Origin of the sequence: Kribbella qitaiheensis, from assembly GCF_014217565.1 — a bacterium.
Taxonomy (GTDB): domain Bacteria; phylum Actinomycetota; class Actinomycetes; order Propionibacteriales; family Kribbellaceae; genus Kribbella; species Kribbella qitaiheensis_A.
Map to the genome: position 1 here is coordinate 5,641,346 of NZ_CP043661.1, position 25,317 is coordinate 5,666,662.

A 25,317-nucleotide genomic window follows, 5' to 3' on the forward strand; every position below is an offset into this window, starting at 1 on the left:
CTCGTGGCGCGAGTTGTGATCATCGGTGGCGGTCCTGGCGGGTACGAAGCGGCGAGTGCGGCCGCCCAATTAGGGGCGGAGGTGACAGTCGTCGACTCCGACGGGATCGGCGGGTCGTGCGTGCTCACGGACTGCGTTCCGAGCAAGACCCTGATCGCCACCGCGGAGGTGATGACGGAGGTCGAGGAAGCCGGCCAGCTCGGCGTACGGCTCGAGGATGGAGACGACGATCCGGCGAACTCCGTGCGTGTCGATCTCTCCGTCGTCAACAAGCGGGTCAAGGCGCTCGCGGCGGCCCAGTCCGAGGGGATCTCGCGGCGACTCGCCGACGACAAGATCCGGGTGATCCACGGCCGCGGCCGGCTCGACGGGCCGGAGACGGTCGTGGTCGGTGACGAGCGGCTCGAGGCCGACGTGGTCCTGATCGCCACCGGGGCAAGGCCGCGCATCCTGGCCGGCTCCGAACCGGACGGCGAGCGGATCCTGACCTGGGAGCAGGTCTACGAGCTCGAAGAGCTCCCCGAGCGGCTGATTGTTGTCGGGTCAGGCGTTACGGGCGCGGAGTTCGCCAGCGCGTACGACGCGCTCGGCAGCGACGTGGTGCTGGTCTCCTCGCGGGACCGGGTCCTGCCAGGCGAGGACCAGGACGCGGCCGAGGTGCTCGAGGACGTCTTCAAGCGGCGCGGTATGACCGTGCTCGGCAAGTCCCGGGCCGAGTCGGTACGCCGGCAGGGCGACGGGGTCATCGTGACGCTCACGGATGGCCGGACGGTCGAGGGCTCGTACGCGTTGCTGGCGGTCGGGTCCCTCCCGAACACCGAAGACATGGGGCTCGTCGAGTCGGGCGTGTCGCTCGGCGACGGCGGCTTCATCACCGTCGACCGGGTCTCCCGTACGTCGGCGCGCGGGGTGTACGCGGCGGGCGACTGCACCGGCGTACTGATGCTCGCCTCGGTAGCCGCGATGCAGGGCCGGATCGCGATGTCCCACGCCCTCGGTGACGCGGTCGCCCCGCTGAACCAGTCGACCGTGTCCTCGAACGTCTTCACCGCGCCCGAGATCGCGACGGTCGGGCTGACCCAGGCCGTGCTGGATGCGGGTGGCAGTACTGCGATGGTCGTCAAGGTGCCGCTCGCGGACAACGCCCGGGCGAAGATGCAGGGTGTGCGCGATGGCTTCATCAAACTCTTCTGCCTGCCGAACACGGGGATCATCGTGGGCGGGGTGGTGGTGGCTCCGCGGGCTAGCGAGCTGATCCACCCGATTTCGCTCGCGGTCGGCGCCCGGCTGACGGTCGACCAGATGGCCCAGTCGTTCACCGTCTACCCGTCCGTCTCCGGCTCGATCGCCGAGGCAGCCCGAAGGCTCCACCTGCGCTCCTGAGCCTTCCCACGCTGCTCCTATGTCGCCGCTCCCACCCGCCTGTGGGTCGCGGCTCCTGCGTCGCCGCTCGACGACTGCGGTCGGGCGATGAAGGTGGATGGGTGAATCCCACGCAGCTCCTATGTCGCCGCTCCCACCCGCCTGTGGGTCGCGGCTCCTGCGTCGCCGCTCGGCCACGTCGGTGCGCGGAACCTGATTGGGGCTCGGGGCAGCCGGGCGAGCGTGGATTGCCCAGGTGGTGGTTGCGTGGGGGCCTGGGGAGGCCCCGCCCCCGGCCCCGTTGCCTGCGGCAGGGATGTCTTTGTGCATCGGATGAGTGTTCCGGGCCGATCGCATACTCAGGCCGCGCACAAAGGCGCGGAACGCCCGCATCGGTTGCCTGCCTTTGTGCATCCGGTGAGCGTTTTCCGGGGGCGGAGTGCTCAGGCTGGTGCACAAAGACGTCCGTCCTGCGGGGGCGATGGAGGGGCCGCGATCCCTGGGCGGGTGAAAGCAGCGACGCAGGAGCGGCGTGGGAGCAGCGACGCGCGAGCGGCGTGGGGAGTACTCGCTCTAGACTCGAGTTCTGAGTCGGGAGGTGGGCGTGAAGTTTCTGGTGATCTGGCAGATGGAGCTGAGTTTGCTCTCGCCGGAGATGGCTCGTGCGGTGGGATCGATGCCGGAGTACGGCGAACGCCTGCAGCGGGAGGGGAAGGTGCTGTCCCGATACCACGTTGTCGGATCGCATGGTGGGGCGTGGATCTACGACGTCGACTCGCATGAGGAGTTCGAGCGGCTCCTCGGGCGGGCGCCGGTGTTCAACTTCGCTCGGTACACCGTGCATGCGCTTGCGGAGATGGACCGCTGAGTCTGGGTGATTGACGGACTCTCCGGCCCGGAGGATGGTGGCAGGGACGGGAGGGGGCCGCATGTTCAGTGACAAGGACGACCTGTACGTCGACCGGCACCTGATCGTCTCGCATCGCCTGCGGATCCGTCGCCTGCAGTTGGGGCTGACCCAGAAGCAGGTCGTCACCAGGCTTGGCCGGCGGGGGATCCGGACGACCAACAAGACTCTGAGCAGCTTCGAGCACGGCGCTGGTGTGGATGTCGTCCGGCTGCCCGAGTTGGCGGCGGCGCTCGACTGCACCGTCACGTACCTGCTCGGCCTCACCGAGGAGCCGACCCACTGGGAGCCGGATCACCTCAACGCCCACCGCAGCACGACCCAGCGCCCCGCGATCGCGACTGGCAACTGGATCCTCGGCCCCGACGTACCAGCCCGAGCCCCGCAACGCCGCTAAACCAGGTCGAGCACCGCCGGTAAACGAGGGTGAGGCGCCGCCGGTAAACGAGGGTGAGGCGCCGCCGGTAAACGAGGGTGAGGCGCCGCCGGTAAACGAGGGTGAGGCGCCGCCGGTAAACGAGGGTGAGGCGCCGCCGGTAAACGAGGGTGAGGCGCCGCCGGTAAACGAGGGTGAGGCGCCGCCGGTAAACGAGGGCGAGGCGCCGCCGCTAAACCAGGTCGAGCACCGCCGGTAAACGAGGGCGAGGCGCCGCCGGTAAACGAGGGTGAGGCGCCGCCGGTAAACAAGGGTGAGGCGCCGCCGGTAAACGAGGGCGAGGCGCTCCGCTAGACCAGAGCGAGGCGCTCCGCTAAACCAGGGCGAGGCGGTTGTTGGTGATTTCCAGGTGGTACGCCGAATAGTCGCGTAGGGCGGTCAGGCGGGGGAGGTCGAGGCGGTCGCAGATCCATTGCCAGTGCAGGGAGACCCAGTCGCCGGGCTGTAGTCGGCCGAGGAGGTCGATGCCGTCGGCGGAGCGGATCACCGTTTCCTGGCGGAGCACACCAAGGGCCAGGAGCTGGCCGTTCCAGGTCAACGGGCGGGATTCGACGACGACCTGGTCGCCGGTGTCGGCGATGACCCGGCCCCAGCGAATCCGGCACTGGTCGAGGACATGCAAAGCCTGGCCCGTACTGCGTTCGTCCGCGAGCAGGTCGGCCCACGGGTAGACCGAGAACACCTGGTAGCTGTGATGCGGCATCCCGCCCGCCTTGAACGGTTTGCCGACGTCCTCCAGCAGGGGATTGCCGACCCAGTACGCCTCCACCACCCGCGCGTCGAGCGGGTCGCGGATCCCGGTCGCGCGGGCGATCAGCTCCAGATAAGGCCAGGCCCCCTCGAACTGCCGCGCCAACTCCCGCAGTACGGCGACAGCCTCCCCGTTGGAGGCGGTCGCCCCCCGAGCACTCGCCTCTCTCGAACCACCCGCAGAACCACCCGCAGAACCAGGCGCAGATCCACCCGCAGAACCAGCCGCAGAACCACCCGCAGAACCACCCGCAGAACCAGGCGCAGAACCACCCGCAGAACCACCCGCAGATCCACCCGCAGAACCACCCGCAGAACCAGGCGCAGATCCAGCCGCTGAGCCCGCGGCGAGCAGTGCGGCGCTGTCCGCAGGGCCGCAATACCCCAGGCGGTTCGGGGCAAGTGCGTACCGGGCGAACAACACCGGACCGGTCGTCATCAGTCGCCGCCGAAGAACGCCAGGGCGTCCGCCGCCCGCTCCGGGCTCATGCGTTCGAGCGCGAAGCCGCTGTGGATCAAGATGTACTCACCCTCGACGAACGGTCCGTCCAGCAGGGCGAGGTTGATCTCGCGCACCACGCCGGCGACCTCGACCTGACCGAGGTCGAGGCCCGGGGTGGTGGCGACGATGCGTCCCGGGATGCCCAGACACATAGGCCGCTACATGTTCCGGAGCCGGAGATACCGCAGCGTGTCGGGGACGACCCCGTAGCCGACTCCGAGCACGACTGCGACGACGATTCCGAGGAATACCCAGCGCATCACGACTTCCCTTCTGTCGCCCCCACCGGCGCCTGGGCCGATGTGGTGGCATGGCCGATGACCAGGTCGGTCACCAGTTGTGCGGCGGTCTCGACAGCACCCTCGACCGCGGGGGTGAGTCCGATCCCGGTTCCCAGCTCGGCCGGTTCGCAGCCGACCACGACCACCGTTCCCAAGGTCCCACCAAGTCGCGGAACAAGCGAGAGCACGGCGTCGGGCGCCAGATCGTGCGCGTCCATGCTGACGTCGGGGCCGGGCTCGGCCGGCGGCTCGGCCTCGACGACGTACAGGGTGCCGGGCGGTCCGTCCCGATGGACGGCGTCGACGAGTACGACGAGGTCGTACGGCTCGAGCAGTTGGTACGCCAGGTGGATCCCGCGGATGCCGAAGTCTCGTACTTCGACGCCTACCGGCCATTCCTGCCCGGCGAGCTTCTCCACCACCGAGACCCCGAAGGCGTCGTCGGAGCAGAACACGTTGCCGAGGCCGGCCACCAGGATCCTCATCGCGTACTCACCAGCGGCTCGATCTCGTCCGGGCTGAAGTAGAGGTACCGGCCGTGTGAGCGTTGCACCTCGCCCTCCTCGCCATCGAGTGCGACGGCGATATGCGTCTCACCGTCGACGTCCGACAAAACGGCGACCACGGTGCCGACCCGGTCCGCCAGGAACATGTCCTGCGCGTCGGCCCGCCGGATGCCGGGCCGCAACCGGACCCGTACTCCGTTGCCGACAGCAACGTCGCCGACCATCACCGTGTCGGTCTCGGGGGATACCGAGGCGTCGTTGCCGGGATCCCACCAGGGCGCGTCGGCAGGGGCCGGTTCGGGGGTGGTGACATTGCGAAGGTAGCGAACCGTGCCGTGCAGCCGGTCCAGGATCTCCTGCGGCATCGAGTCGACCCTCTCCAGCATCGCCGCGGCGCGCGGATCGGTACCACGGACCTCACGTTTCTCCTCCTCGGTCAGGGTCATCGTCCGCAGGCTGAGGATCTCGTCGATCTCGGTCGCGTCGAACAGGTCTCCCTGCGACTCCGGCGCGATCTGCGGGTGGTCGTAGAGGATGATCGGCGACGACAACAGCAGGTCGCCGGCCAGTACCGGGAAGATCCCGAGGTTCTCGCAGTCGGCCACGTAGCCGCTCGCCCACTCCGGCGGTTCGAGCAACGAGATGAAGCGGCACCCCTCGGCAGCGACGAGCAGGTGATGCGCGATCAACGCCTGCCGCAGCGCCCCGATGCGGTCGGCGTCGTCGCCGGTACTACGGTTCTCCACCCGCAGCCGTAACCGGTTGACGCCGTACGGTCCGGGCAGCTCTTCCTTGCTCAGGGCAAGTACTCCGGCAAGTGGCTGTCTGGTCCGTCGCAACGACCCGACCGCACCGATCACTTCGTCCTCGACCCCACCGGGGATCTCGAAGTCGCGCTCACACGGCAGGTCGCCCAGCGACACCGAAATGTCGACGTATCGCTCCACCGCCTCGTCCCACGGCACGTACGACGCGTCCTCGGTCTGCAAGGAGTCGACCTCGCCCCCGGCAGCGTCCAGCACCGTACGCCGTTGCGCCTGCAGGAAGCGGATCCGCACGGTGAGCTCAGCGTCTCCACCATCGAGCAAGCAGTCGGTCTGCGACCAGGTGCGTTCTGATGGGTCGACGAGTCCATAGGCAGGCGGCATCAGTACGCCGAACTGCCAGCGCACCCGGTTCTTCCCGTCGGACGCCCGATACGGGTAGAGCACGTACCCCTCGAACAGCAAGGCATCCGCGATCTGCTGAACACTCTCAAAAGAAGAAGTCTGAGCCCCTTCGATGGAAGAACTCATTCCAGCTTCTCCTTCAGCAGCCGTTCGATCGCGTCATCCCAACCAGGCAAGGCCTCGCGGGCCCGGTAGTCGTAGAGCTTGTCGAACGTCTCCCGCCGCAGCCTCAGCCAGGCCGCACCGGGGAAGTGCAGATCCATCGCCTCCCGCCAGACCGGCACCGGCAGGGCGTACGACGTCTCCTTCTCCCACGCCACCGGAGTCACCGAGAGAGTTCCGGGCTTGCCGGTAAAGATCGTGCCGTTGAAAAGCAGCAGTAGGGGCGCGCCGCCATCGCGGAGTGCGTAGAGATACTTGTGCGCGGCGACATCGAAGTCGTAGCTGCACGGCAGGTGCAGATCCACCTCGGTCGTTCCGGTGAAGCCGGGCACCATCTGGGTGACGAAGGCCAGTTGCAGCGGTTTCACCGTCTCACCCCAGCGGGCCCGATCGCCGAAAAGGTCGGCGAGGGCGGCGCCTTCCTCGTCGTCGTAGCGGCGCCGGATCGGCTCGATCCGGATCTGGCAGCGCAACGCGAGCGCGTGCACCGGCGTACCAGTCGTCTCGGTGATGCGCAGGTGCAGCAGGACGTTCGGCGTCGCGGCGTACCGGTCGGCGTCCGCGCCGGTGCAGGTGAAGTCGAGATCAACCACGGCAACGCTCCTTCACGCTCGCGAAGAATTCGTCGATCCGTCCCCAGACCTCCTCACCGCCCGCGAAACCCTCCCAGTACTGCCGGACGATCCCGACCAGCTCGTAGCATGAGTCGATCGGCACCAGGTAGCACTCGAACCCGTCGTCCAGCCGGCGCAGCAGTACTGCCTCGACATCCGTGATCAGGCCGTCCAGCACGGGATCCGCGGCGACCACCTCGTCCCAGCTGGCCAGGTCGAGCAGCGATTCGGTGGCGCCACCCGGGCTTGGATAGAACGCGACGTGCTTGTCCTGGTCGGTCTGGTGGAACATGAACGCCAGGTTCACCGGGATCCCGAGCGCCTCCCACTGCGCCGACGTCATCGAGAAGTCCGCGTTGAAGCGATAATTCTCCGGTACTGCGCGGTAATGGCCGCGGGAGGCCGATTCCACGTTGAAGAGCAGGTAGCACGGCCGGCACGTGCACAGCAGCCGGTGATCCGGTACGTCGGCGATGTGCTGGTGCTGCGGCCCGATCGGTACGGCGCACATCTCGCACTGCTCACCGGGCGCCAACTGCTGCCGTACCCCACCCGTGAACCCGCGCAGCACCGCGACCGGGTCGATGTCCTGCGGTGCTGGGCCCGGGCGTGCGAGCGGTTTGTCCCGCGCTAACGCCCGCAGCGTCGACGAAGGCCTCACGCGGGCTGCCTCCCCGGGATCGCGACCTTCCAGCCGGTACCGTCCGGCAACAGCGGCAATGCTTCGAGGGCAGGTGCTCCGACGGGTGCCAGCGCTCGGCCGGCCAGGCGTACGTCGTACTCGGCAGTGCAGCGCGGACAGGTGAGCTGATCGCCGTCCAGCTTGCCGTGCTGCAGGACCGACGAGCAGACCGGGCAGCTGTTGCGATAAGCAACGAAAGTGCCGTCGAGGTTGGCGATCAGCAGCTCCAGGTCGGCGACCATCAGCTTCTGCAGCTGTCCCGGTGCGGTGACCAGGTCCACCCGATGCCAGCCCTCGCTGTCCTGGCTGCCGCGACCATCCGGCCTGGTCGAGTAGGGCTCGATCGTCAACAGCGTCTGCTTTTTCGCCGCGACCATCCCTTCGACATCGACGGCAACCGCCTCAGGAGCGGCATCCAGTACTGCGTTCTCGACGGTCAGGCGCACCGTCGCGGTCGATCCCGGACAGCCTTCACAGCTGCCCTGCAACCGCAGGTGGACGATGCCGTCGTCGTCGATGCCGAGGTAGTCGATCCCGCCGGCGTGCGAGCCCAGGTAGGGCCGAACGCTGTCCAGCGCGCCTTGAATCCTGGTAGCCACGTCATCCGGATGCAGGTCGTGCAGGAGCAGCATGCCGGTGACCAGGTCATCGGTCAGTAGATCGCGGACCTGGGCCTGGTCCAGCCGGGCGAGCAGCTGTTCGAGGCCCGCGCCGTGCAGGGACAACACGGCGCGGACCAGCTCCTCGACCTTCTCGGTGACCGCCGGCTCGGCGCGCCGCTGAACTTCGTCCAGCAGCACGTCGATCCGTTCGCTCAGCGCTTGCGCGTCGCGTCGGTCCATCTCAGTAAGGCTTCACCGCGAGTGTTGGCGAATGGAGATGCGTTTTCTCTCTCCCGTTGCCGACGTACATGTGCACGCCACACGGCAGGCAGGGGTCGAAACTACGGACCGCCCGCATGATGTCGATGCCCTTGAACCGATCCGGTGGATTCTCCTCGAAGATCGGCGTGTTCTGGACCGCGTCCTCGTATGGACCGGGTGTCCCGTAGCTGTCCCGCACGCTGCCGTTCCACGGGGTCGGCGGATACGGGTGGTAGTTCGCGATCTTGCCGTCGCGGATCACCATGTGGTGCGAGAGCACGCCGCGGACGGCTTCGGTGAAGCCGCACGAGATCGCGTTGTCCGGCACCTTGAACGGCGTCCAGGTCTCGGTCCGGCCGGCCCTGACCTCGGCCATCGCCTTCTCGCAGAAGTGCAGCGCGAGCGCGGCGGCGTACGCCTGGAAGTAGGTCCGCGCCCGGTTCCGCTCGAGCGCGTTGCTCCAGCGCGGGATCTTCCATTCGTACTCCGTGGCCGGCTTGAGCGCCGTCCGGGGGAGCTGGATCTTGACGCTGTGACCGGTGGCCTGGATGTAATCGGTGTTGACCAGTCCGGACAGCGCGGTCGACCAGAGGCGGGCGATCGGACCGCCGCCGGTGTCGAGCGCGAGGTGGTCCTTGCCGTCGAACCAGCGCGGCGACATCGTCCAGCTGTACGCGTTCGCGAAGTCGCGCTTCTGCGGCTTCGGGATGGTGTGCTGGTTCCACGGGTGCCGGACGTCGACCGGGTTGCCCAGCGGGTCCCTGTCGACGAACTTCTCGTGGTCGCCGCCGGCCCAGTCGTCGTAGAACGAGCTGCCGAGCAGGATCCGGATCCCGAGGTTGATGTCCACCAGGTTGTTGGTGACCAGCTTGCCGTCCACGATGACGCCGGGGGTGACGAACATCCGCTTGCCCCAGGCATCCATGTTCTCGTACTTGAAGTCACAGATCGCCGGGTCGTTCAGGCTGCCCCAGCAGCCGAGCAGGATGCGCCGCTCGCCTACGTGCTCGTAGCCGGGCAAAGCCTCGTAGAAGAAGTCGAACAGGTCGTCGTGCAGCGGCACGACCTTCTTCATGAACTCGATGTAGCGCATCAGCCGGGTCAGGTAGTCGGTGAACAGCTGGATCGTCGCGACCGTGCCGACGCCGCCCGGGTAGAGCGTCGACGGGTGGACGTGGCGTCCCTCCATCAGGCAGAACATCTCCCGGGTGTAGCGGCTGACGTGCAGCGCCTCGCGGTAGAAGTCGCCCTCGAGCGGGTTCAGCGAGCGCATGATGTCGCCGATGGTCTTGTAGCCGTGGTCGCCGGCGTGCGGCGCCTCGGTCCGGTTCGCCAGCTCCAGCACGCCGGGGTTGGTCTCCTTGACCATCCGCTCGCAGTAGTCCACCCCGACCAGGTTCTCCTGGAAGATGTTGTGGTCGAACATGTACTCCGCGGCTTCGCCGAGGTTGACGATCCACTCTCCGAGGTGTGGCGGCGCGACGCCGTACGCCATGTTCTGGGCGTAGACCGAGCAGGTCGCGTGGTTGTCGCCGCAGATGCCGCAGATCCGGCTGGTGATGAAGTGCGCGTCGCGCGGATCCTTGCCCTTCATGAAGATGCTGTAGCCGCGGAAGATCGACGAGGTGCTGTGACACTCCTCGACCGTCTTGTTCTTGAAGTTCACCTTGGCGTAGATACCCAGGCTGCCGACGATCCTGGTGATCGGGTCCCAGGCCATCTCGACGACGTCGGAATCCTTGCCCGCATCGGGCTCGAGGTGCTGGCCGACCTTCGGTTCGGTGGTGGTCATTGCTTACCAGACCTTCTTGTAGCCGGTAGCGAGCTCCGAGCCCTTGTGGCGCCATTTGGGCTCTTTGTTCGCGGTGTTCTGGGTGATCTTGCGGAGCCGGCGGATGACCGTGCCGTAGACCGTGCTGGCCGCGACGGACACCTTGCTGCCCGGTGGTTCGTCCATGAAGGGCATGAACTTGTCGGGGAAGCCCGGCATCGTGCAGGCGATGCAGATACCGCCCACGTTGGGGCAGCCGCCGACGCCGTTGATCCAGCCGCGCTTGGGCACGTTGCAGTTCACCACCGGCCCCCAGCAGCCGAGTTTCACCAGGCACTTCGGCGAGCCGTACTCCTTGGCGAAGTCGCCCTGCTCGTAGTAGCCGGCCCGGTCACAGCCCTCGTGCACGGTCCGGCCGAACAGCCATTGCGGTCGCAGTTCGGCATCGAGCGGGATCATCGGGGCCTGGCCGGCCACCTGGTAGAGCAGGTAGACGAGCGTCTCGGACAGGTTGTCGGGGTGGATCGGGCAGCCCGGCACGCAGACGATCGGCAGTCCGGCCTTCGACTTCCAGCTCCAGCCGAGGTAGTCGGGCACGCCCATCGCGCCGGTCGGGTTGCCCGCCATCGCGTGGATCCCGCCGTACGCCGCGCAGGTGCCGACGGCAACCACCGCGGTCGCCTTCGGGGCCAGCCGGTCGAGCCACTCGGAGGTCTTCATCGGCTGCCCGGTCGCCGGGTTGTTGCCGAACCCGGCCCAGTAACCCTCAGACTTGATCGCCTCGTTCGGGATCGAGCCCTCGACCACCAGGACGAACGGTTCGAGTTCACCGCGGTCGGCCTTGTGCCACCACTCGATGAAGTTGTCGGCACCCGTCTCGGGGCCGCACTCGAAGTCGATCAGCGGCCAGTGCACCGCGATCTTGGGTAGGCCCGGCAGCGCGCCGAGCACGATCTCTTCGATACTCGGCTGGGTGGCCGCGGTGAGTGCGACGGAGTCTCCGTCACAGCTGAGTCCGCCGTTCATCCAGAGGATGTGAACAACACCCTCGTCGGCTGTTTCTTGCGCCTGCTCCGGTTCCAGGGTCATCGACATCGCACGTAGCCTCCTCGGGGAGTTCCTTCGACGCTACGTCCGGAATCCGCACGGGGACAGACACTTGTGTCGGGTATTAATGGCAGGTTCGGGAAATCCGGGATTCCGGGATTCCGCGACAATGTCCAGCGCTCCGGCACCCTGACGCGAGGCATTTCCGGCTGAATTGTCAACCTGTCGACGGGGCGCGGGCAGGCGGCTACCGTTGACTACCGACGCATCCTCCGAGAGCCCGTGCTGAGATGTCCGACGATCCCCTGCCGGGCGGCGACTTCGGCCTGCTCGTCTCGCCGGTGGTCGTCGTCGCCCACACCTTCCCGGCTCGGCCGGGCTCGCTGCCGGACGCCGAGATCTTCGTCCGCGAGGCACTTGAGCCCATGATGCTGGAGCCGGCCGAGGGTGCGGCGCTTTACCACGCCATCACCGACGCCATGCTGGCTGCGGCCGGACCGGACAACGGCGCCTTCGACGTGACGGTTCGGATCTTCCCTGATGGCGTCGAGGTAGAGGTCCTGCACGGCGCCGGCCGGACCACGAGTCCGCGGGTCGGGGACGAGCCGTTCGCCGCCTGGCTCAACGCAGTACTCGGTCGCCAAGGCCTCTCCCAGGAGGCGGCCGCGAGCCGGATCGGTGTCTCGGTCCGGACCATCAGCCGCTGGCTGCGCGGCGACACCGAACCACGACTGCGCGACCTGCGCCGGGTGCACGCCATCTTCGGGCCACCGACAACCGGTTGAAAGAGAAAAGTTTTCAGCTCTTCCCCGAAATCTCTGCCGATCTGGTGTGGGCTGGTTATCGGGTCTACGCTGCGAAAGAATCCGTTGATGACCGAATTCGCCATTGCGAGCGGCCTGATCCGAACATCGAGCTGACAATTCCAGTCTGGGTGGTGGGTCCCACGAGCGATGAAACTGTCCGCGTCCGTGCCCGGATCACCGTCTCCGGCGCGGTTCAGGGCGTCGGTTTCCGTCCGTTCGTCTATGCGCTGGCCAGGGAGCTCGGGCTGTCCGGTGAGGTCGCCAACAATTCGTCCGGCGTCGTCGTCGAGATCGAAGGCGCCCGGGTGGCTGTCGAGCGCTTCACCGCGCGCTTGAGCACGGACGCACCACCGCTGGCCGTGGTCGAGCGGGTGCTGTCGACCGAGCTCGCCGTGGTGGGCGGAACGGCCTTCGTGATCCGGAGTTCGGCGACCGGCCCGGGACGGACCCTGGTCTCACCAGATGTTGCCACCTGCAACGACTGCTTGGCCGAATTCGCGGATCCGGGCGACCGGCGGTACCGCCATCCCTTCATCACCTGTACGAACTGCGGGCCGCGCTTCACCATCATCACCGGCCTGCCCTACGACCGGCCGACCACCACGATGGCGTCGTTCGAGCTGTGCCCGGACTGCGCCCACGAGTACGCCGATCCGGCCGACCGCAGGTTCCATGCCCAGCCGATCGCGTGCCCGAACTGCGGCCCCAGGCTGGAGCTGGCCGCGCCTGGTGAAGATCCGCGGTACGACGAGGACGCGTTGGCCGGCGCGCATCGGCTGCTCGACGCCGGCTCGATCCTTGCCGTGAAAGGCCTGGGTGGGTTCCACCTCGCCTGCGACGCGTCCGACCCGGCCGCCGTCGAGACCCTGCGCAAGCGCAAGGATCGCGGGGACAAGCCGTTCGCCGTGATGGCTGCGGATCTGGACACCGCGCGGCGGCTCGCGTTCGTCGACGAGGACGAGGCGCGACTGCTCACCGACCACCGGCGGCCGATCGTGCTGGTTCGCCGCCGGCCGGGGACCTGCCTGGCCGACCAGGTGGCGCCGGGCAATCCGGATCTCGGCATCATGCTTCCGTACACGCCGTTGCATCGCCTGCTGTTCGACCAGCCAGGGCCGTGTGTGCTGGTGCTGACCAGCGGCAACCTCTCCGGCGAGCCGATCGTGACCTCCGACGAAGAGGCGTGGGATCGCCTTGGGCTGCTGGCGGATGCGTGGCTCGGCCACGACCGGCCGATCCACGTGCCCTGTGACGACTCGGTGGTGCGGATGGTCGACGGCGTCGAGCTGCCGATCCGCCGGTCGCGGGGCTACGCGCCGTTCCCGATCGCGTTGCCGGTGCCGGTCCGGCCCACGTTGGCGGTAGGTGGGGATCTGAAGAACACGTTCTGCCTGGGAGACGACCGCTACGCGTGGCTTTCGGCGCACGTGGGCGACATGGATGATCTGTCGACCCTGCAGGCCTTCGAGCGCGCCGAGCAGCATCTCGAGGAGTTGACCGGGGTGCGGCCCGAGGTGCTCGTGACCGACAAGCACCCGTCGTACAGGTCTCGGCAGTGGGCCGAGCTGCACGCCGATGGGCGGCCGGTGGTCGGCGTACAGCATCACCATGCGCACATCGCGTCGGTGCTGGCTGAGCACGGGTACGACGGGGCCCGGGTGATCGGGTTCGCGTTCGACGGGACCGGATACGGCGACGACGGGGCGGTCTGGGGCGGCGAGGTGCTGCTGGCGGACTACGAGGGGTTCGAGCGGTACGCGCATCTGAAGTATGTGCAGTTGCCGGGTGGCGACGCCGGCGTACTGAATCCCTGCCGGATGGCGTTGTCGCATCTCCGGGCGGCTGGTCTGCCGTGGGATGCGCGGCTGCCGGCTGTTCGCGCTTGCACCGAGCAGGAGTTGTTGCGGGTGCAGCTGGAGCGCGATATCGCCTGTGCGCCGACGTCGAGTATGGGTCGGTTGTTCGACGCCGTGTCGTCACTGGCCGGTGTGTGTCATCGGGTCGGGTACGAGGCTCAGGCGGCGATCGAGCTGGAGGGGTTGGCTGTCGATCATCGGGACGAGCCGGGGTACGAGTTCGCGGTCGGGGCCGGGGTCATCGATCCGGCGCCGGTGCTGGCGGCCGTAGTACGGGACGTTCTGGACGGAGTGGAGGCCGGCGTGATCGGGGCGCGCTTCCATCGGGCCGTCGCGGACGTGATGGTGACGATCGCCGACCAGGTCAGGTCGGTGTCCGGGCTGGACACCGTCGCGTTGTCGGGTGGAGTGTTCGTCAACCGGTTGTTGCTGTCAGCAAGTAACAGGGCATTGTCGAGGGCAGGTTTCAAGGTATTGCGGCCGTGCCGGGTGCCGCCTACTGATGCAGGTCTCGCACTCGGGCAGCTGGCCGTCGCGGCCCGCGTCCCGCCACGGAAGGAGGAAGCAGCATGTGTCTAGCAGTCCCGGGAAGAGTGGTGGAGATCCGCGATCAGGACGACACCCGGATGGGCAAGGTCGACTTCGGCGGGGTGATCAAGGACGTCTGCCTGGCGTATCTGCCCGACCTACAGGTCGGTGAGTACACGATCGTGCACGTCGGCTTCGCCCTGCAGCGGCTGGACGAGGAGTCGGCGATGCAGTCGCTGGACCTCTACCGGTCGCTGGGCGCCCTGGAGGAGGAGTTCGGCGATCACTGGGGGATCGCCGCGCAGCAGGCCGGAGAACGCCGGCCACCCGGCACGGAGTACTCGAAGGAGGAAACGGCATGAAGTATCTGGCGGAGTTCAGCGATCCGGCGCTGGCCAAGCGGCTGGTCGACCAGATCCACGCGACCGTCACCCAGCCGTGGGCGATGATGGAAGTCTGCGGCGGTCAGACGCACACGATCGTGCGGCATGGCATCGACCAGTTGCTGCCGGACGGGGTCGAGATGATCCACGGGCCGGGCTGTCCGGTGTGTGTGACGCCGTTGGAGATCATCGACAAGGCGCTGGAGATCGCGTCCCAGCCCGGCGTCATCTTCTGTTCCTTCGGTGACATGCTGCGGGTGCCGGGCAGTGGGCGGGACCTGTTCCGGATCAAGAGTGAGGGCGGCGACGTCCGGGTGGTGTACTCGCCGCTGGACGCGCTGAACCTGGCCCGGGAGAACCCGGACAAGCAGGTGGTGTTCTTCGGGATCGGGTTCGAGACGACCGCGCCGCCGAACGCGATGACGGTGTACCAGGCGAAGAAGCTCGGCATCGAGAATTTCAGCCTGCTGGTGTCGCACGTGCGGGTGCCACCGGCGATCGAGGCGATCATGCAGTCGCCGAACTGCCGGGTGCAGGCGTTTCTCGCGGCCGGGCACGTGTGCAGCGTGATGGGAGTGGAGGAGTATCCGGAGCTGGCCGAGAAGTACAAGGTGCCGATCGTCGTCACCGGCTTCGAGCCGTTGGACATCCTGGCCGGGATCCTGCGCACGGTGATCCAGCTGGAGAAGGGCGAACACACGCTGGAGAACGCTTATCGCAGGGCGGTTCGCGACGAGGGCAACCCGGCGGCGAAGGCGATGCTGGCGGACGTGTTCGAGACCACCGACAGAGCCTGGCGGGGGATCGGGATGATCCCGCAGAGCGGCTGGCGGCTGTCCGAGCGCTATCGCGAGTACGACGCGGAGTACAGGTTCCAGGTTCGCGACATCAAGACCGAGGAGTCGACCGTCTGCCGCAGCGGCGAGGTCCTCCAGGGCCACATCAAACCGCACGAGTGCGAAGCCTTCGGCACGCTCTGCACCCCCCGAAACCCCCTCGGCGCCACCATGGTCTCCTCCGAAGGCGCCTGCGCCGCCTACTACCTCTACCGCCGCCTGCAAACCCCAACTCCTGCACCCACCGCGATGGGTGACAACTCTCTGGCCGGTGCGACCTCGCCGTCTGCTACCTCTCCGGCCGCATCGCAGCAGACCTCCGCCGACAACAAAGAGGTGAGTTCTGTTGGCTGAGCAAGTAATGCTTCCGGACCCAGCAATGCCTGAGCTCCAGCCGCCGAATTTCGACGGATGGACCTGTCCGCTGCCGCTTCGTGATCACCCGCGGGTGGTGATGGGGCACGGGGGCGGCGGACAGATGTCGGGGGAGTTGATCGAGCACCTGTTCGTACCGGCGTTCTCGAATCCGTTGCTGGAGGGGTTGACGGATTCGGCGGTGGTCACGCTGGGCGGCGCCCGGCTGGCGTTCTCGACCGACTCGTTCGTGGTCCAGCCGCTCTTCTTCCCGGGCGGCAGCATCGGTGACCTCGCGGTCAACGGGACCGTGAACGATCTCGCCATGTCGGGCGCCCAGCCGGCGTACCTGTCCTGCGGGTTCATCCTCGAAGAAGGCGTCGAGCTCTCCGTCGTCGGCCGGATCGCGAAGGACCTCGGGCAGGCGGCCGAGCGGGGCCGGCGTGATCATCGCGACCGGCGACACCAAGGTCGTCGACTCCGGACATGGCGACGGCGTCTACATCAACACCGCCGGCATCGGCCTGGTTCGCGAGGGCGTCGACATCCGCCCGCAGCGGGCCGCACCGGGTGACGTCGTGATCATCAGCGGCATGATCGGTGTCCACGGCATCGCCATCATGAGCGTCCGCGAAGGCATCTCGTTCGGCACCGAGGTCGTCTCCGACTGCGCCCCTCTCAACGGCCTGGTCGCGGCGATGCTCGACACCACCCCCGACCTGCACGTACTGCGCGACCCGACCCGCGGTGGCGTCGCCACCTCGCTCAACGAGATCGCCAAAGCGGCCGGAGTCGGCATCGAGCTGACCGAAAGCGACCTGCCCATCCCCGAAACCGTCGCCAACGCCTGCTCGTTCCTCGGCCTGGACCCGCTGTACGTCGCCAACGAGGGCAAGCTGCTCGCGATCGTCGCCCGCGACCAGGCCGACGAGTTGCTCGCCACCATGCGCGCCCATCCACTGGGCGCCGACGCCGCCGTCATCGGCGAATGCGTCACGGACCATCCCGGCATGGTCGTCACCAAGACCACCTTCGGCGCCACCCGCGTCGTGGACACCCCGATCGGAGAACAACTCCCCAGAATCTGCTGAAGCTGCAATGCGCTGGCGGGTTGTTCGGCCACTGACAGGTTTCTCGCCCGATAGCGGACTTATTGGGCGCCATCGGGCGAACATCGCGTCAGCGGGTCGGGGCGAACGGCGCTGAGACCCTGGCTCGGCCGCGGGTCCTGGTGTGGTGGCCTCCCCACCGTGCCAGGATTCCTGCTGTGCGGACCAAACTGAGGTGGGCGGCGGCCTTAGCGATCTGTGTTGCCGCCGGCATCATTCTGCCGATGCTCTGGCAGCACTCGCTGGTCGACCTGAAGGTGTACCGCCTCGGCGGCCGAACCCTCCTTGACGACGCTTCGACCTTGTACGACGCGCGGCTGGCGGGGCTGCCGTTCACCTATCCGCCGTTCGCCGCTGTCGTGATGGTCCCGTTCGCGTTGCTGCCCTGGCCTTTTGCGGTCGCTCTGTGGACGGTCGGCACCGTGGTCAGCCTCGTCTTCGTGTGGCGGCTGTCACTGGGACGCGGCATTCCTTCCGCGCTGCTGCTGGCGGTCGTCGCCGGCTCGCTGCTGCTCGAGCCGGTCCGCGAGACGCTCGGATTCGGCCAGGTCAATCTGATGCTCTGCGCGTTGATCCTGTACGACGTACTCGAGCTCAAGCACTCCCGTCGCGGGATCTGGATCGGGCTGGCGGCCGGGGTGAAGCTGACCCCGCTCGTCTTCCTCGGGCTGCTGGTCTTCACCCGGCAATGGAAGGCGCTGCTGTACGCCGGGGGCTCGTTCGCCGCCACGGTCCTTGTCGGCTTCCTGGTCTCGCCGCACTCGGCCACGGAGTACTGGACTTCGCTGGTCTCCGACACCACCCGGATCGGCGGGCTCGCGTTCTCCAGCAACCAGTCGTGGAACGCCTTCCTGATCAGGTTGACCGGCGATCTCGACGGCGGCGGCCTGGTCTGGCTGGCGCTGGTCGGGCTGACCGTGCTCGGTGGGCTCTGGTTCTCGCGGCTGCTGTGGCTGCGCGGCGACCGGCTCGCCTCGGTCTCCATCTGCGCGCTGGTCGGCCTGCTCTGCTCGCCCGTCTCCTGGAGCCACCACTGGGTCTGGGCGCTGCCGCTCGGCGTGTCGCTGATCCGCGTCGTCCAGGGTCGCCGGCGTCTCGTGGTCGGGACCCTTTGGTGCGGGCTGTTCGCAGTGGCGCCGATCTGGTGGCCGCCGAACCATGACAATCGCGAGCTGACCTGGGCTTTTGGAGACCAACTCCTCGGCAACGCTTACCTGATCGGGGCGCTGGCGGCCGTAGTACTGCTGGCTGTCGCTGACCGTCGCGAGACCGGGTCGGACGCGGTCCGCGACACGCCCGGGCGGAAGCTGCCAGCGGCCTAGGCCAGTTCTGCACCCTTCGGCTGTCACTCTGAGTTGGTGATCACGGGGTTCCTGGGGGATCCGGCGAAGCGGCGTTGGGTGCTGGCAGCCGGGATATGTGCAATCGTCGGCCTGCTGCTGCCGTTCGTGTGGGCGCACACCGGTGCCGACCTGAAGGTCTACCGGCTCGGTGGCGCGTCGATTCTGGCCGACCCGTCGGGCCTGTACGACGCCCGGCTGAAGTACATCTCGATGCCGTTCACCTATCCGCTGTTCGGCGCCCTGGTGATGGTGCCGGTCTCGTTGCTGCCCTGGCCGCTCGCCTACGGCGGGTCGGTCCTGGTGTCGCTGATCGCACTCGTCGCGATCTGGCGACTGAGCCTGCGAAGTCACCTCGACGTCCTGCGCAAGTACTTCGGCCACCCGCACCCCGCCGTACTGGTGGCTCTGGTGGCCGGGTCCGTGCTGCTCGAACCGGTCCGCGAGACCTTGTCGTACGGCCAGATCAACCTGATCCTCTGCGCGGTCGTCCTGTACGACGTACTCACCATGAAGCGCTCGCGCCGCGGGATCTGGATCGGCGTGGCGGCCGGGATCAAGCTGACCCCGTTGGTCTTCTTCGGCCTGCTGCTGGTGACGAAGCAATGGCGGGCCCTCGCGCACGCGTCGGCCGCGTTCCTCGGCACCATGGTGATCGGATTCCTGCTGGCGCCGCGGACGGCGATGGACTACTGGACCCAGATGGTGTCGGACACAGGACGGATCGGCGGCCTGGCGTACTCCGGGAACCAGTCGTGGAACGGCTATCTGATCCGGGTCACCGGCGATCTCGCCGGCGGCGGCCGACTCTGGCAGGTCGCGGTCCTGCTGACCGTGCTCGCCGGCCTTTGGCTGACCCGAGTGCTGTGGCTCCGCGGCGAGCACCTTGCCTCGGTGTCGGTATGCGCGCTGATCGGGCTGTTCTGCTCGCCAGTGTCGTGGAGCCACCACTGGGTCTGGTGCCTCCCCCTCGGCATCTCCTTGCTAACAGCAACCAAGCTCGGGCGCCGTCATCCCGTGGCCTTTTCGACTGTTTGGTTCGGGTTGTTCATCCTGGCGCCGATCTGGTGGCCCCCACGCCGAGGCAACCTCGAACTCACGTGGAACCTCCCCCAGCAGGTCGCCGGCAACGCCTACCTCTGGCTCTCCCTAACCGCAGCCGTCCTGTTAGCCATCGGCACCCGCTCCAAGAAGCGTGCGGTAGAGCTGGACGATGCCATCGTCAGCTGATTCGAGCTCGATGAAGCCGGTGTTCGCTGGTTAGAGCTTGGCAAGCCAGTCGTACCAGGCGTCCATGCCGTCGCCCTTGGTCGCGGAGACCTGAAGGATCTTCGCATCCGGCTTGATCCGGGCGATCAGACTCAGACACAGCTCCACGTCAAAATCGACGTACGGCAGCAGATCGATCTTGTTCAGCAGAACGAGATCCGCAGTACGGAACATGTACGGATACTTGGCCGGCTTATCCGCGCCCTCCGTCACCGAGATGATCACCACCCGGGCAGCCTCACCGAGATCGAACAACGCCGGACAGACCAGATTCCCGACGTTCTCCACGAACACGAGCGACCCATCCGGCGGATCAAGCTCAGCCAGCCCTGAACTCATCATCTGCGCATCCAGATGACATCCGGCCCCCGTATTGATCTGCACCACCTTGCTACCAGTAGCCCGAATCCGCTCAGCGTCGTACAGAGTCTCCTGATCCCCCTCGATCACCAGCGCCTGCCGCCGATCCCCAACCGCCCGAATCGTGTGCTCGAGCAGGGTTGTCTTCCCGGACCCCGGCGAACTCATCAGATTCACCGCACTAATCCCACGCTCCACCAAACTATGCCGATTAGCCGCCGCCAACCCGTCATTCTTAGCCAAAATCTCCTGCTCCAGCAGGACGGTCCGCGTCTCCGGCTCAGCAATAACCTTCTCCACACCATGCCCGCGGCCATGCTCGTGCGCGGCACCAGCCTCATGCCCATGCCCATGACCTGAGCCGTCCTCGTGTCCATGCCCGTGGCCATGGCCCGCGGCGTGCTCGTGATCGTCGTGACTGTGCTCATGATCGTGGCCGTGGACAACGGTCAGCCGGGTCCCAGCCCCATCAGGCTGCCCACATCCGCACGTGCTGCACATCTCTCAGACCACCTCCACCGAGATAATCCTCAACTGCTGGCCACTGAGCACTTCGAGATCGGCACTGCCACAAGGGCACAACATGATCGGGTCATCGAGTTCGAACTCGTCACCGCACGTTCGACAGTACGCCCGCCCAGACGGCTCGTCGATGTCCAACCGCGCATCCTGCAACCCGGTCCCATTCACCACAACCTCAAAACAAAACCGCAGCGAATCAGCAACCACCCCGGACAACCGCCCGATCTCCACCCGCACCGCGACCACCGCCCCATCCCCGACCTTGTCGACGACGGCCCCCACCACACTCTCGGCGATAGCCAACTCATGCACCCACCCGACGCTACGCCGCCCCCACGCCCCAAACCACCCTTCACCAACCCACCAACTGCCCCACGCACCTCCTTCGTCGGCGCTCCCACCCGCCCGGATTCGCCGCTCCTAATGGTGGGGGTCACCGGGTCGCCTTCGGGCAGACTCGGGGCTGGTAAGCCGCTGGCGGGTGAACACTGGTCGTCCGCTGACGCGATGTTCGGCCGATAGCGCGCGATAAGTCCGGCAGCGGACGAAAGACCCGGTAGCCGTCGACCCGAACCCGCCCTCGCCGAGCAGGCTAAGCAGCGTTCGGCCAGTAGCACCTGACACAACGCGAACACCGGGGGCCTTGAGCACCAGATGAGCACGGCCACCGCGGGGAATGCTCAACCGGTGCTCAAAGACGCCGAATCGGGGGCCGATCGGTCGGGGGCACCCCCGGACCGGGGCCGGTCTCACGAAGGCCGGCACGAACCGGGCAGTCCCACCAAGGCCGGCCTCGCCGACCACACCGGCGGGTCACCGAGCCGCGACGAAGGAGCGGCGATCTGCGGTGTGTGGGGTCGAGCGCTGACGGAGGAAGCGCGAAGCGGGGCGGAGTACAAGCCGGAAAGGCAGAAACCGCCAGGGAGATCCCTGGCGGTTCCGTTGCTGTGTGGGGCTAGAAGTCGAAGCCGCCGCCGTCGAAGCCTCCGCCGTCGCCGCCGCCGAAGTCCCAGCCACCGGAGTCGCCGCCGCCCGAGTCGCCGCCGGAGTCCTGGCTGAAGTCGAAGCCACCGCCGTCACCGCCGTCGCCACCACCGTCGCCACCGCCATCTCCGCCGTCATAGCCGCCGCCGTCGAAACCGCCGCCGGCGAAGTCGCCGTAGCCGCCGCCGGAGAACATGCCGCCGAGCATGGTGCCGACGAACATGCCGGTCATCACGCCGCCGAGGCCGCCGAACATGCCTTGTGCGTAAGGGGAGTAGGCCGGTCCGGCCTCCCAGTACGGCACGCGCTGCGGGCCGACCATGACCTTGCGGACGTCCGGCTCGGCACCGGCGCGGACGCGCTCGGCGTCAGCGGCGCAGGCGGGAACCTCACGCGGCGCGCCGTTCGGCGGGGACCACGTCACGTCGGCAACGGACGGGCCGTGCTGCGGGTTGAAGAAGCAGGACGGGCGGCGCTGCGGGAGCGGCTCGTCGTTCACCCGGGCGCGGACGCAAGCCATCGCGTACCGGCCGTCCTCGAGGATCTCGATGACGTGCTTGATCTGCTCGGCCGCCGTCACCTTGCCGACCGCTTCCTTGGCTGCCTCGTAGGAGTCGAGGGCGCGCTGGTAGTCCTGCCGGGCGCCGTCGCCGAGGTCCTTGCCGACCATGTCCAGGTCGAGGTCCTGCAGCTCTTCGCCGAACTTGGTGATGTCCTCGTCGGCGGTGCGCTTGACGGATTCGAGCTCGGCCGACGAAATCTCGTCACGCTTCTTGGTCTGCAGCTGCGTACGACGGTACGAGCGATAGGCCAGCACGGCGATCACAACGACCGCGATCAGCAGGATGTATTCCATGACAGCCTTCCTCAACGGGTAGTGCGTCGAGCCTACCGGGCAGCCCAATCGCGCCGAAATGCCGAGCGAGGCATCCCGCCACGCAGAGTGATCGCAATGCCACCGATTCCAGTCGCGCTATGCACATAATCAACTACCGCCGCCCTAGCACGCTGCCCAGGCACGGGGGTGCCCCATGAGAAATACCCGACTCGCGGTGACTGCGGTGACCGGCCTCGCGCTGTTCGTCCCCAATCTCCCGCAGAGCTCCGCCGAAGCAACCAAGCCACCCGAAGCCACCAAGGCCGAAGCCACCAGGGCCCAAGAAGCAACCGACCCGTCGTACCAGGAACTGCCGCTGCGGCAAGGTCTCAGTACTACGTCCGCGACCGCGACGAAGCCGTTCGGAATGGTCGGCGTCACCTGGCCCAGCCGACCCGACTCGCACGAGCTCGTGGTCAAGGTCAGGGTTCAACGCAACGGGGTGTGGTCGGACTGGGAACAGCTTCCGGTCGAGGAGGACCACGGCCCCGACCCGGCGATCCTCGAGGGCCGGGAACGCTCCGGCACCGATCCGTTCTGGGTCGGTGACGCGAACGGCGTCGACGCTTCCCTGACCACGCAGGACGGTACGGCGGTAAGCGGCGCGAAGGTCGTCCTGATCCAGCCGGGCACCCTCGCCACCGACGCGAATCCGCCGAGCACCTTCGCCGCCGACCGCACCGACGCCCGCGCGCCCTACCCGGTCCCGGCGATCATCGGGCGACCTGGCTGGGGAGCCGACGAGCGGTTGCGCAGCCACAACGGCGCGGCTTGTGCGAGACCGAAGTACACAAGCACTGTGCAGGCGGCATTCGTGCACCACACGGCCGATCGCAACAACTACACCCGCGCGCAGGTCCCGGCGATGATCCGCGCGATGTACGCGTACCACGTGAAGAGCCGTGGCTGGTGCGACCTCGGGTACAACTTCCTGGTCGACAAGTTCGGTCGCGCCTTCGAGGGCCGGTACGGCGGGATGCAGTTGCCCGTACTCGGTGCGCACACCGGCGCATTCAACGGCAACTCGTTCGGCGTCTCGCTGATCGGCAACTTCGAGAAGGTGAAGCCCACCCGGGCGATGCTGGAGGCAACGGCCCGGATCATCGCCTGGAAGCTGGACGCGAACTATCGCTCGCCGCAAGCCACCGTTGTACTGGGCGGCAGCAAGCTGCACACCGTCTCCGGCCATCGCGACACCAAGGCGACCGCGTGCCCGGGCAACAACCTCTACTCGCAACTCGGTTGGCTGAAGCAACGAGCCGACGCGTTGATGGGCAAGAGTGTGTCCACCGAGATCTACCGCTTCGCCCAGCAGCTAGGCGGCTATCGCAAGATCGGTCAGCCGTTCTGGGGAGAGCATCCGACCCGGACCGGCCGTGCCACGTACTTCGGCGCAAGGGATCTCTTCTGGTCCCGGGCGACCGGCGCGCACAGCGTCCAAGGTGGTTTCCGCGGTCGCTTCCGGATGTACGGCCCGGACGGCCTGCTCGGAATGCCGACGGCGGAACAGCGCGACGGAAGGCCGTCCGGCAGTCGGGTCCAGGCCTTCCACTACGGCGCGATCTACTGGTCGAGACGCACCGGTATGCACGCCGTCAACGGCCTGATCTCTCGCAAATACGGGGCTCTCGGCTCCGATCGGTCCCGCCTGGGCCTGCCCGTCTCGGAGCCGTTCAAGGTCGCCGGCGGCGTACAGCAGAAGTTCCAGCACGGCCGGCTCACCCTCAGCTTCCGCACCCAGAAGGTCTACGTCACATGAAGCGCGCCATCTTTGTCGTCCTCGTCGTCGCCACGCTGCCGAGCGGTCTGGCCGTCGCCCGCGAGGTCGATCCGCCACAGGTCGAAGCGACCACCACGATCAGTGGTCGCGGCTTCGGTCACGGCCGGGGCATGTCGCAGTACGGCGCTCAGGGTGCTGCTATAGCAGGCAAATCGGCCAAGCAGATCCTGGACTTCTACTACCCCGGTACCGCGGTCGGCAAGGCGACCGGGAACGTCCGGATCCGGCTGACGGCCGACACCACCGATGGCGTCCGGGTGGTTGCCATCAACAACCTCAAGGTGCGCGACCTGAAGGCCAACAAGCTCTACATGTTGCCAAAGGCATCGACCAGGAACCAGTGGTCGATCGACCCGTACGGCGACCACGGCACCAAGGTCAGTTCGTTCGACGCGAAGAAGCGGACCTGGACACTGTGGCGGACGCTCAAGGGGATGGCCCAGTTCGAAGGGCCGGGAGTCACCGCGCTGATCCTGCCGAGCGGTAGCCAGGTCGGCTATCGCGGCACCCTCCGGGCGACGGACGTCGCCGGGACCCATTTGGACACGGTCAACGTGCTCTCGCTGGAGACCTACCTGAAAGGCGTGGTTCCCAGGGAGGCCTTGTTCACCTGGCGCCCAGCCGCTCTCCAGGCGCAAGCGGTGGCGGCGCGCACCTATGCGGCGTACCACCGGAAGCGGTCGACGAATCGCGCGTACGACCTGTGCGACACGATCCTCTGCCAGGTGTACGGCGGCTACGGCTCGGAGCAGTACTCCACCAACTCCGCGATCGCGGCGACCGCCGGCCAGATCAGGCTCTACAAGAATTCGCCGATCATCGCGGAGTTCTCCTCGTCGAACGGCGGCGCGACCACGCCCGGCGATCTGGCCTACCAGGTGCAGAAGGTGGACGGCTGGGACGCCTACCCGGGGAACCGGAACCCGAACGCGAGCTGGACGGTCACCCGGCCGACCTCGCGGATACAGGCGGCCTTCGGCGTCGGCGTACTGCGGAGCCTCAAGGTGACAGCCCGAACCGGTGTCGGGCCGGGCGGCGGCCGCGTACTGCGGGTCGAGGCCGTCGGCACCAATGGGCAGAAGAAGGCGATGACAGGCGACCAGTTGCGGTCGAAACTCAGCCTCCGGTCGGCCTGGTTCAGCTTCGTTCCGCCGAGTCCGACCATCCTTGATATACCAACCGATCAGGAAACCCGCTGACCCTGAGCCATTGACGCCGAATCCCCGCGCCGGTTAGAACATGACATCGATGTCAATCGCAG

25 protein-coding genes and 1 pseudogene are annotated in these 25,317 nt (G+C 67.2%); 13 read left to right on the forward strand and 13 right to left on the reverse strand.

Features of this window, described 5'->3' with window-relative positions:
- The first annotated feature begins 3 nt into the window (after positions 1–3).
- From F1D05_RS26895 to F1D05_RS26905, 3 genes are all read left to right on the forward strand, one after another.
- Entirely contained in the window at positions 4–1,383 is a 1,380-nt protein-coding gene (locus tag F1D05_RS26895) for an NAD(P)H-quinone dehydrogenase (protein WP_185443261.1), read from the forward strand.
- A 583-nt stretch (positions 1,384–1,966) separates the two neighbouring features.
- The gene (locus F1D05_RS26900) at positions 1,967–2,230 is read left to right on the forward strand and encodes a muconolactone Delta-isomerase family protein (RefSeq protein WP_133978201.1); all 264 of its coding nucleotides are present in this window, start codon (positions 1,967–1,969) and stop codon (positions 2,228–2,230) included.
- Positions 2,231–2,291: 61 nt separating this feature from the next.
- Positions 2,292–2,666 (forward strand): helix-turn-helix domain-containing protein, encoded by a 375-nt coding sequence (locus F1D05_RS26905; RefSeq protein ID WP_185443262.1) that lies wholly within the window; start codon positions 2,292–2,294, stop codon positions 2,664–2,666.
- A 352-nt stretch (positions 2,667–3,018) separates the two neighbouring features.
- Here the strand turns inward: F1D05_RS26905 and F1D05_RS42210 are convergent, their stop codons facing one another.
- The 10 genes from F1D05_RS42210 to F1D05_RS26955 are packed head-to-tail and all read right to left on the reverse strand — an operon-like array spanning position 3,019 to position 11,100.
- On the reverse strand, positions 3,019–3,894 hold the full coding sequence (locus tag F1D05_RS42210) for a DUF6390 family protein (RefSeq protein WP_219732967.1): 876 nt from the start codon (positions 3,892–3,894) through the stop codon (positions 3,019–3,021).
- Positions 3,894–4,109 carry a HypC/HybG/HupF family hydrogenase formation chaperone gene (locus F1D05_RS26920; RefSeq protein WP_185443265.1) on the reverse strand — a complete coding sequence of 72 codons (216 nt, stop codon included), beginning with the start codon at positions 4,107–4,109 and terminating at the stop codon, positions 3,894–3,896. Before F1D05_RS26920 ends, F1D05_RS42210 begins: the two co-directional genes overlap by 1 nt.
- Positions 4,110–4,115: 6 nt before the next feature.
- The gene (locus F1D05_RS43165; RefSeq protein ID WP_428994972.1) at positions 4,116–4,217 is read right to left on the reverse strand and encodes a DUF6893 family small protein; all 102 of its coding nucleotides are present in this window, start codon (positions 4,215–4,217) and stop codon (positions 4,116–4,118) included.
- On the reverse strand, positions 4,217–4,723 hold the full coding sequence (locus F1D05_RS26925) for a hydrogenase maturation protease (protein WP_185443266.1): 507 nt from the start codon (positions 4,721–4,723) through the stop codon (positions 4,217–4,219). The genes F1D05_RS43165 and F1D05_RS26925 overlap by 1 nt, the downstream gene beginning before the upstream one ends.
- On the reverse strand, positions 4,720–6,039 hold the full coding sequence (locus F1D05_RS26930; protein ID WP_185443267.1) for a hypothetical protein: 1,320 nt from the start codon (positions 6,037–6,039) through the stop codon (positions 4,720–4,722). Before F1D05_RS26930 ends, F1D05_RS26925 begins: the two co-directional genes overlap by 4 nt.
- Positions 6,036–6,668, reverse strand: a complete 633-nt coding sequence (locus tag F1D05_RS26935; protein ID WP_185443268.1) for a DUF6084 family protein — start codon at positions 6,666–6,668, stop codon at positions 6,036–6,038. Before F1D05_RS26935 ends, F1D05_RS26930 begins: the two co-directional genes overlap by 4 nt.
- The gene (locus F1D05_RS26940; RefSeq protein ID WP_206685844.1) at positions 6,661–7,350 is read right to left on the reverse strand and encodes a DUF5947 family protein; all 690 of its coding nucleotides are present in this window, start codon (positions 7,348–7,350) and stop codon (positions 6,661–6,663) included. Before F1D05_RS26940 ends, F1D05_RS26935 begins: the two co-directional genes overlap by 8 nt.
- Positions 7,347–8,213 (reverse strand): NifU family protein, encoded by an 867-nt coding sequence (locus F1D05_RS26945; RefSeq protein WP_185443269.1) that lies wholly within the window; start codon positions 8,211–8,213, stop codon positions 7,347–7,349. The genes F1D05_RS26940 and F1D05_RS26945 overlap by 4 nt, the downstream gene beginning before the upstream one ends.
- Position 8,214: 1 nt before the next feature.
- Positions 8,215–10,026 (reverse strand): nickel-dependent hydrogenase large subunit, encoded by a 1,812-nt coding sequence (locus F1D05_RS26950; protein WP_185443270.1) that lies wholly within the window; start codon positions 10,024–10,026, stop codon positions 8,215–8,217.
- A 3-nt stretch (positions 10,027–10,029) separates the two neighbouring features.
- Positions 10,030–11,100, reverse strand: coding sequence for a hypothetical protein (locus tag F1D05_RS26955; protein ID WP_206685845.1), 1,071 nt, complete (start codon positions 11,098–11,100; stop codon positions 10,030–10,032).
- Between the two features lie 242 nt (positions 11,101–11,342).
- On the opposite strand from F1D05_RS26955, the gene F1D05_RS26960 reads away from it, so the two are divergent.
- The 8 genes and pseudogenes from F1D05_RS26960 to F1D05_RS26990 all read left to right on the forward strand — a co-directional run bounded on the left by F1D05_RS26960 (position 11,343) and on the right by F1D05_RS26990 (position 19,494).
- Entirely contained in the window at positions 11,343–11,837 is a 495-nt protein-coding gene (locus F1D05_RS26960; protein WP_185443271.1) for a helix-turn-helix domain-containing protein, read from the forward strand.
- A 152-nt stretch (positions 11,838–11,989) separates the two neighbouring features.
- Positions 11,990–14,293, forward strand: a complete 2,304-nt coding sequence (gene hypF / locus F1D05_RS26965) for a carbamoyltransferase HypF (protein WP_206685846.1) — start codon at positions 11,990–11,992, stop codon at positions 14,291–14,293.
- The gene (locus F1D05_RS26970; protein ID WP_185443272.1) at positions 14,284–14,604 is read left to right on the forward strand and encodes a HypC/HybG/HupF family hydrogenase formation chaperone; all 321 of its coding nucleotides are present in this window, start codon (positions 14,284–14,286) and stop codon (positions 14,602–14,604) included. Before hypF ends, F1D05_RS26970 begins: the two co-directional genes overlap by 10 nt.
- The gene (hypD, locus tag F1D05_RS26975; protein WP_185443273.1) at positions 14,601–15,815 is read left to right on the forward strand and encodes a hydrogenase formation protein HypD; all 1,215 of its coding nucleotides are present in this window, start codon (positions 14,601–14,603) and stop codon (positions 15,813–15,815) included. The genes F1D05_RS26970 and hypD overlap by 4 nt, the downstream gene beginning before the upstream one ends.
- A gap of 124 nt (positions 15,816–15,939) precedes the next feature.
- Positions 15,940–16,236: pseudogene (locus F1D05_RS40945) on the forward strand (AIR synthase related protein); the annotation flags it as partial.
- Positions 16,237–16,258: 22 nt separating this feature from the next.
- Positions 16,259–16,906 (forward strand): hydrogenase expression/formation protein HypE, encoded by a 648-nt coding sequence (gene hypE, locus F1D05_RS40950; protein ID WP_246485997.1) that lies wholly within the window; start codon positions 16,259–16,261, stop codon positions 16,904–16,906.
- A 176-nt stretch (positions 16,907–17,082) separates the two neighbouring features.
- Positions 17,083–18,246, forward strand: a complete 1,164-nt coding sequence (locus tag F1D05_RS26985) for a glycosyltransferase 87 family protein (RefSeq protein ID WP_246485998.1) — start codon at positions 17,083–17,085, stop codon at positions 18,244–18,246.
- Positions 18,247–18,282: 36 nt separating this feature from the next.
- Positions 18,283–19,494: a glycosyltransferase 87 family protein gene (locus F1D05_RS26990; RefSeq protein ID WP_185443274.1), complete on the forward strand. Its 1,212-nt coding sequence runs from the start codon at positions 18,283–18,285 to the stop codon at positions 19,492–19,494.
- A gap of 30 nt (positions 19,495–19,524) precedes the next feature.
- Here the strand turns inward: F1D05_RS26990 and hypB are convergent, their stop codons facing one another.
- The 3 genes from hypB to F1D05_RS27005 all read right to left on the reverse strand — a co-directional run bounded on the left by hypB (position 19,525) and on the right by F1D05_RS27005 (position 22,255).
- Positions 19,525–20,394 (reverse strand): hydrogenase nickel incorporation protein HypB, encoded by an 870-nt coding sequence (gene hypB / locus F1D05_RS26995; protein ID WP_185443275.1) that lies wholly within the window; start codon positions 20,392–20,394, stop codon positions 19,525–19,527.
- A 3-nt stretch (positions 20,395–20,397) separates the two neighbouring features.
- On the reverse strand, positions 20,398–20,727 hold the full coding sequence (locus tag F1D05_RS27000; RefSeq protein WP_185443276.1) for a hydrogenase maturation nickel metallochaperone HypA: 330 nt from the start codon (positions 20,725–20,727) through the stop codon (positions 20,398–20,400).
- Between the two features lie 643 nt (positions 20,728–21,370).
- Positions 21,371–22,255: a hypothetical protein gene (locus tag F1D05_RS27005; RefSeq protein ID WP_185443277.1), complete on the reverse strand. Its 885-nt coding sequence runs from the start codon at positions 22,253–22,255 to the stop codon at positions 21,371–21,373.
- Between the two features lie 175 nt (positions 22,256–22,430).
- On the opposite strand from F1D05_RS27005, the gene F1D05_RS27010 reads away from it, so the two are divergent.
- Both F1D05_RS27010 and F1D05_RS27015 read left to right on the forward strand, forming a co-directional pair.
- The gene (locus F1D05_RS27010) at positions 22,431–24,035 is read left to right on the forward strand and encodes an N-acetylmuramoyl-L-alanine amidase (RefSeq protein ID WP_185443278.1); all 1,605 of its coding nucleotides are present in this window, start codon (positions 22,431–22,433) and stop codon (positions 24,033–24,035) included.
- Positions 24,032–25,255 (forward strand): SpoIID/LytB domain-containing protein, encoded by a 1,224-nt coding sequence (locus F1D05_RS27015; RefSeq protein WP_185443279.1) that lies wholly within the window; start codon positions 24,032–24,034, stop codon positions 25,253–25,255. Before F1D05_RS27010 ends, F1D05_RS27015 begins: the two co-directional genes overlap by 4 nt.
- The last annotated feature ends 62 nt before the right edge of the window (positions 25,256–25,317 follow it).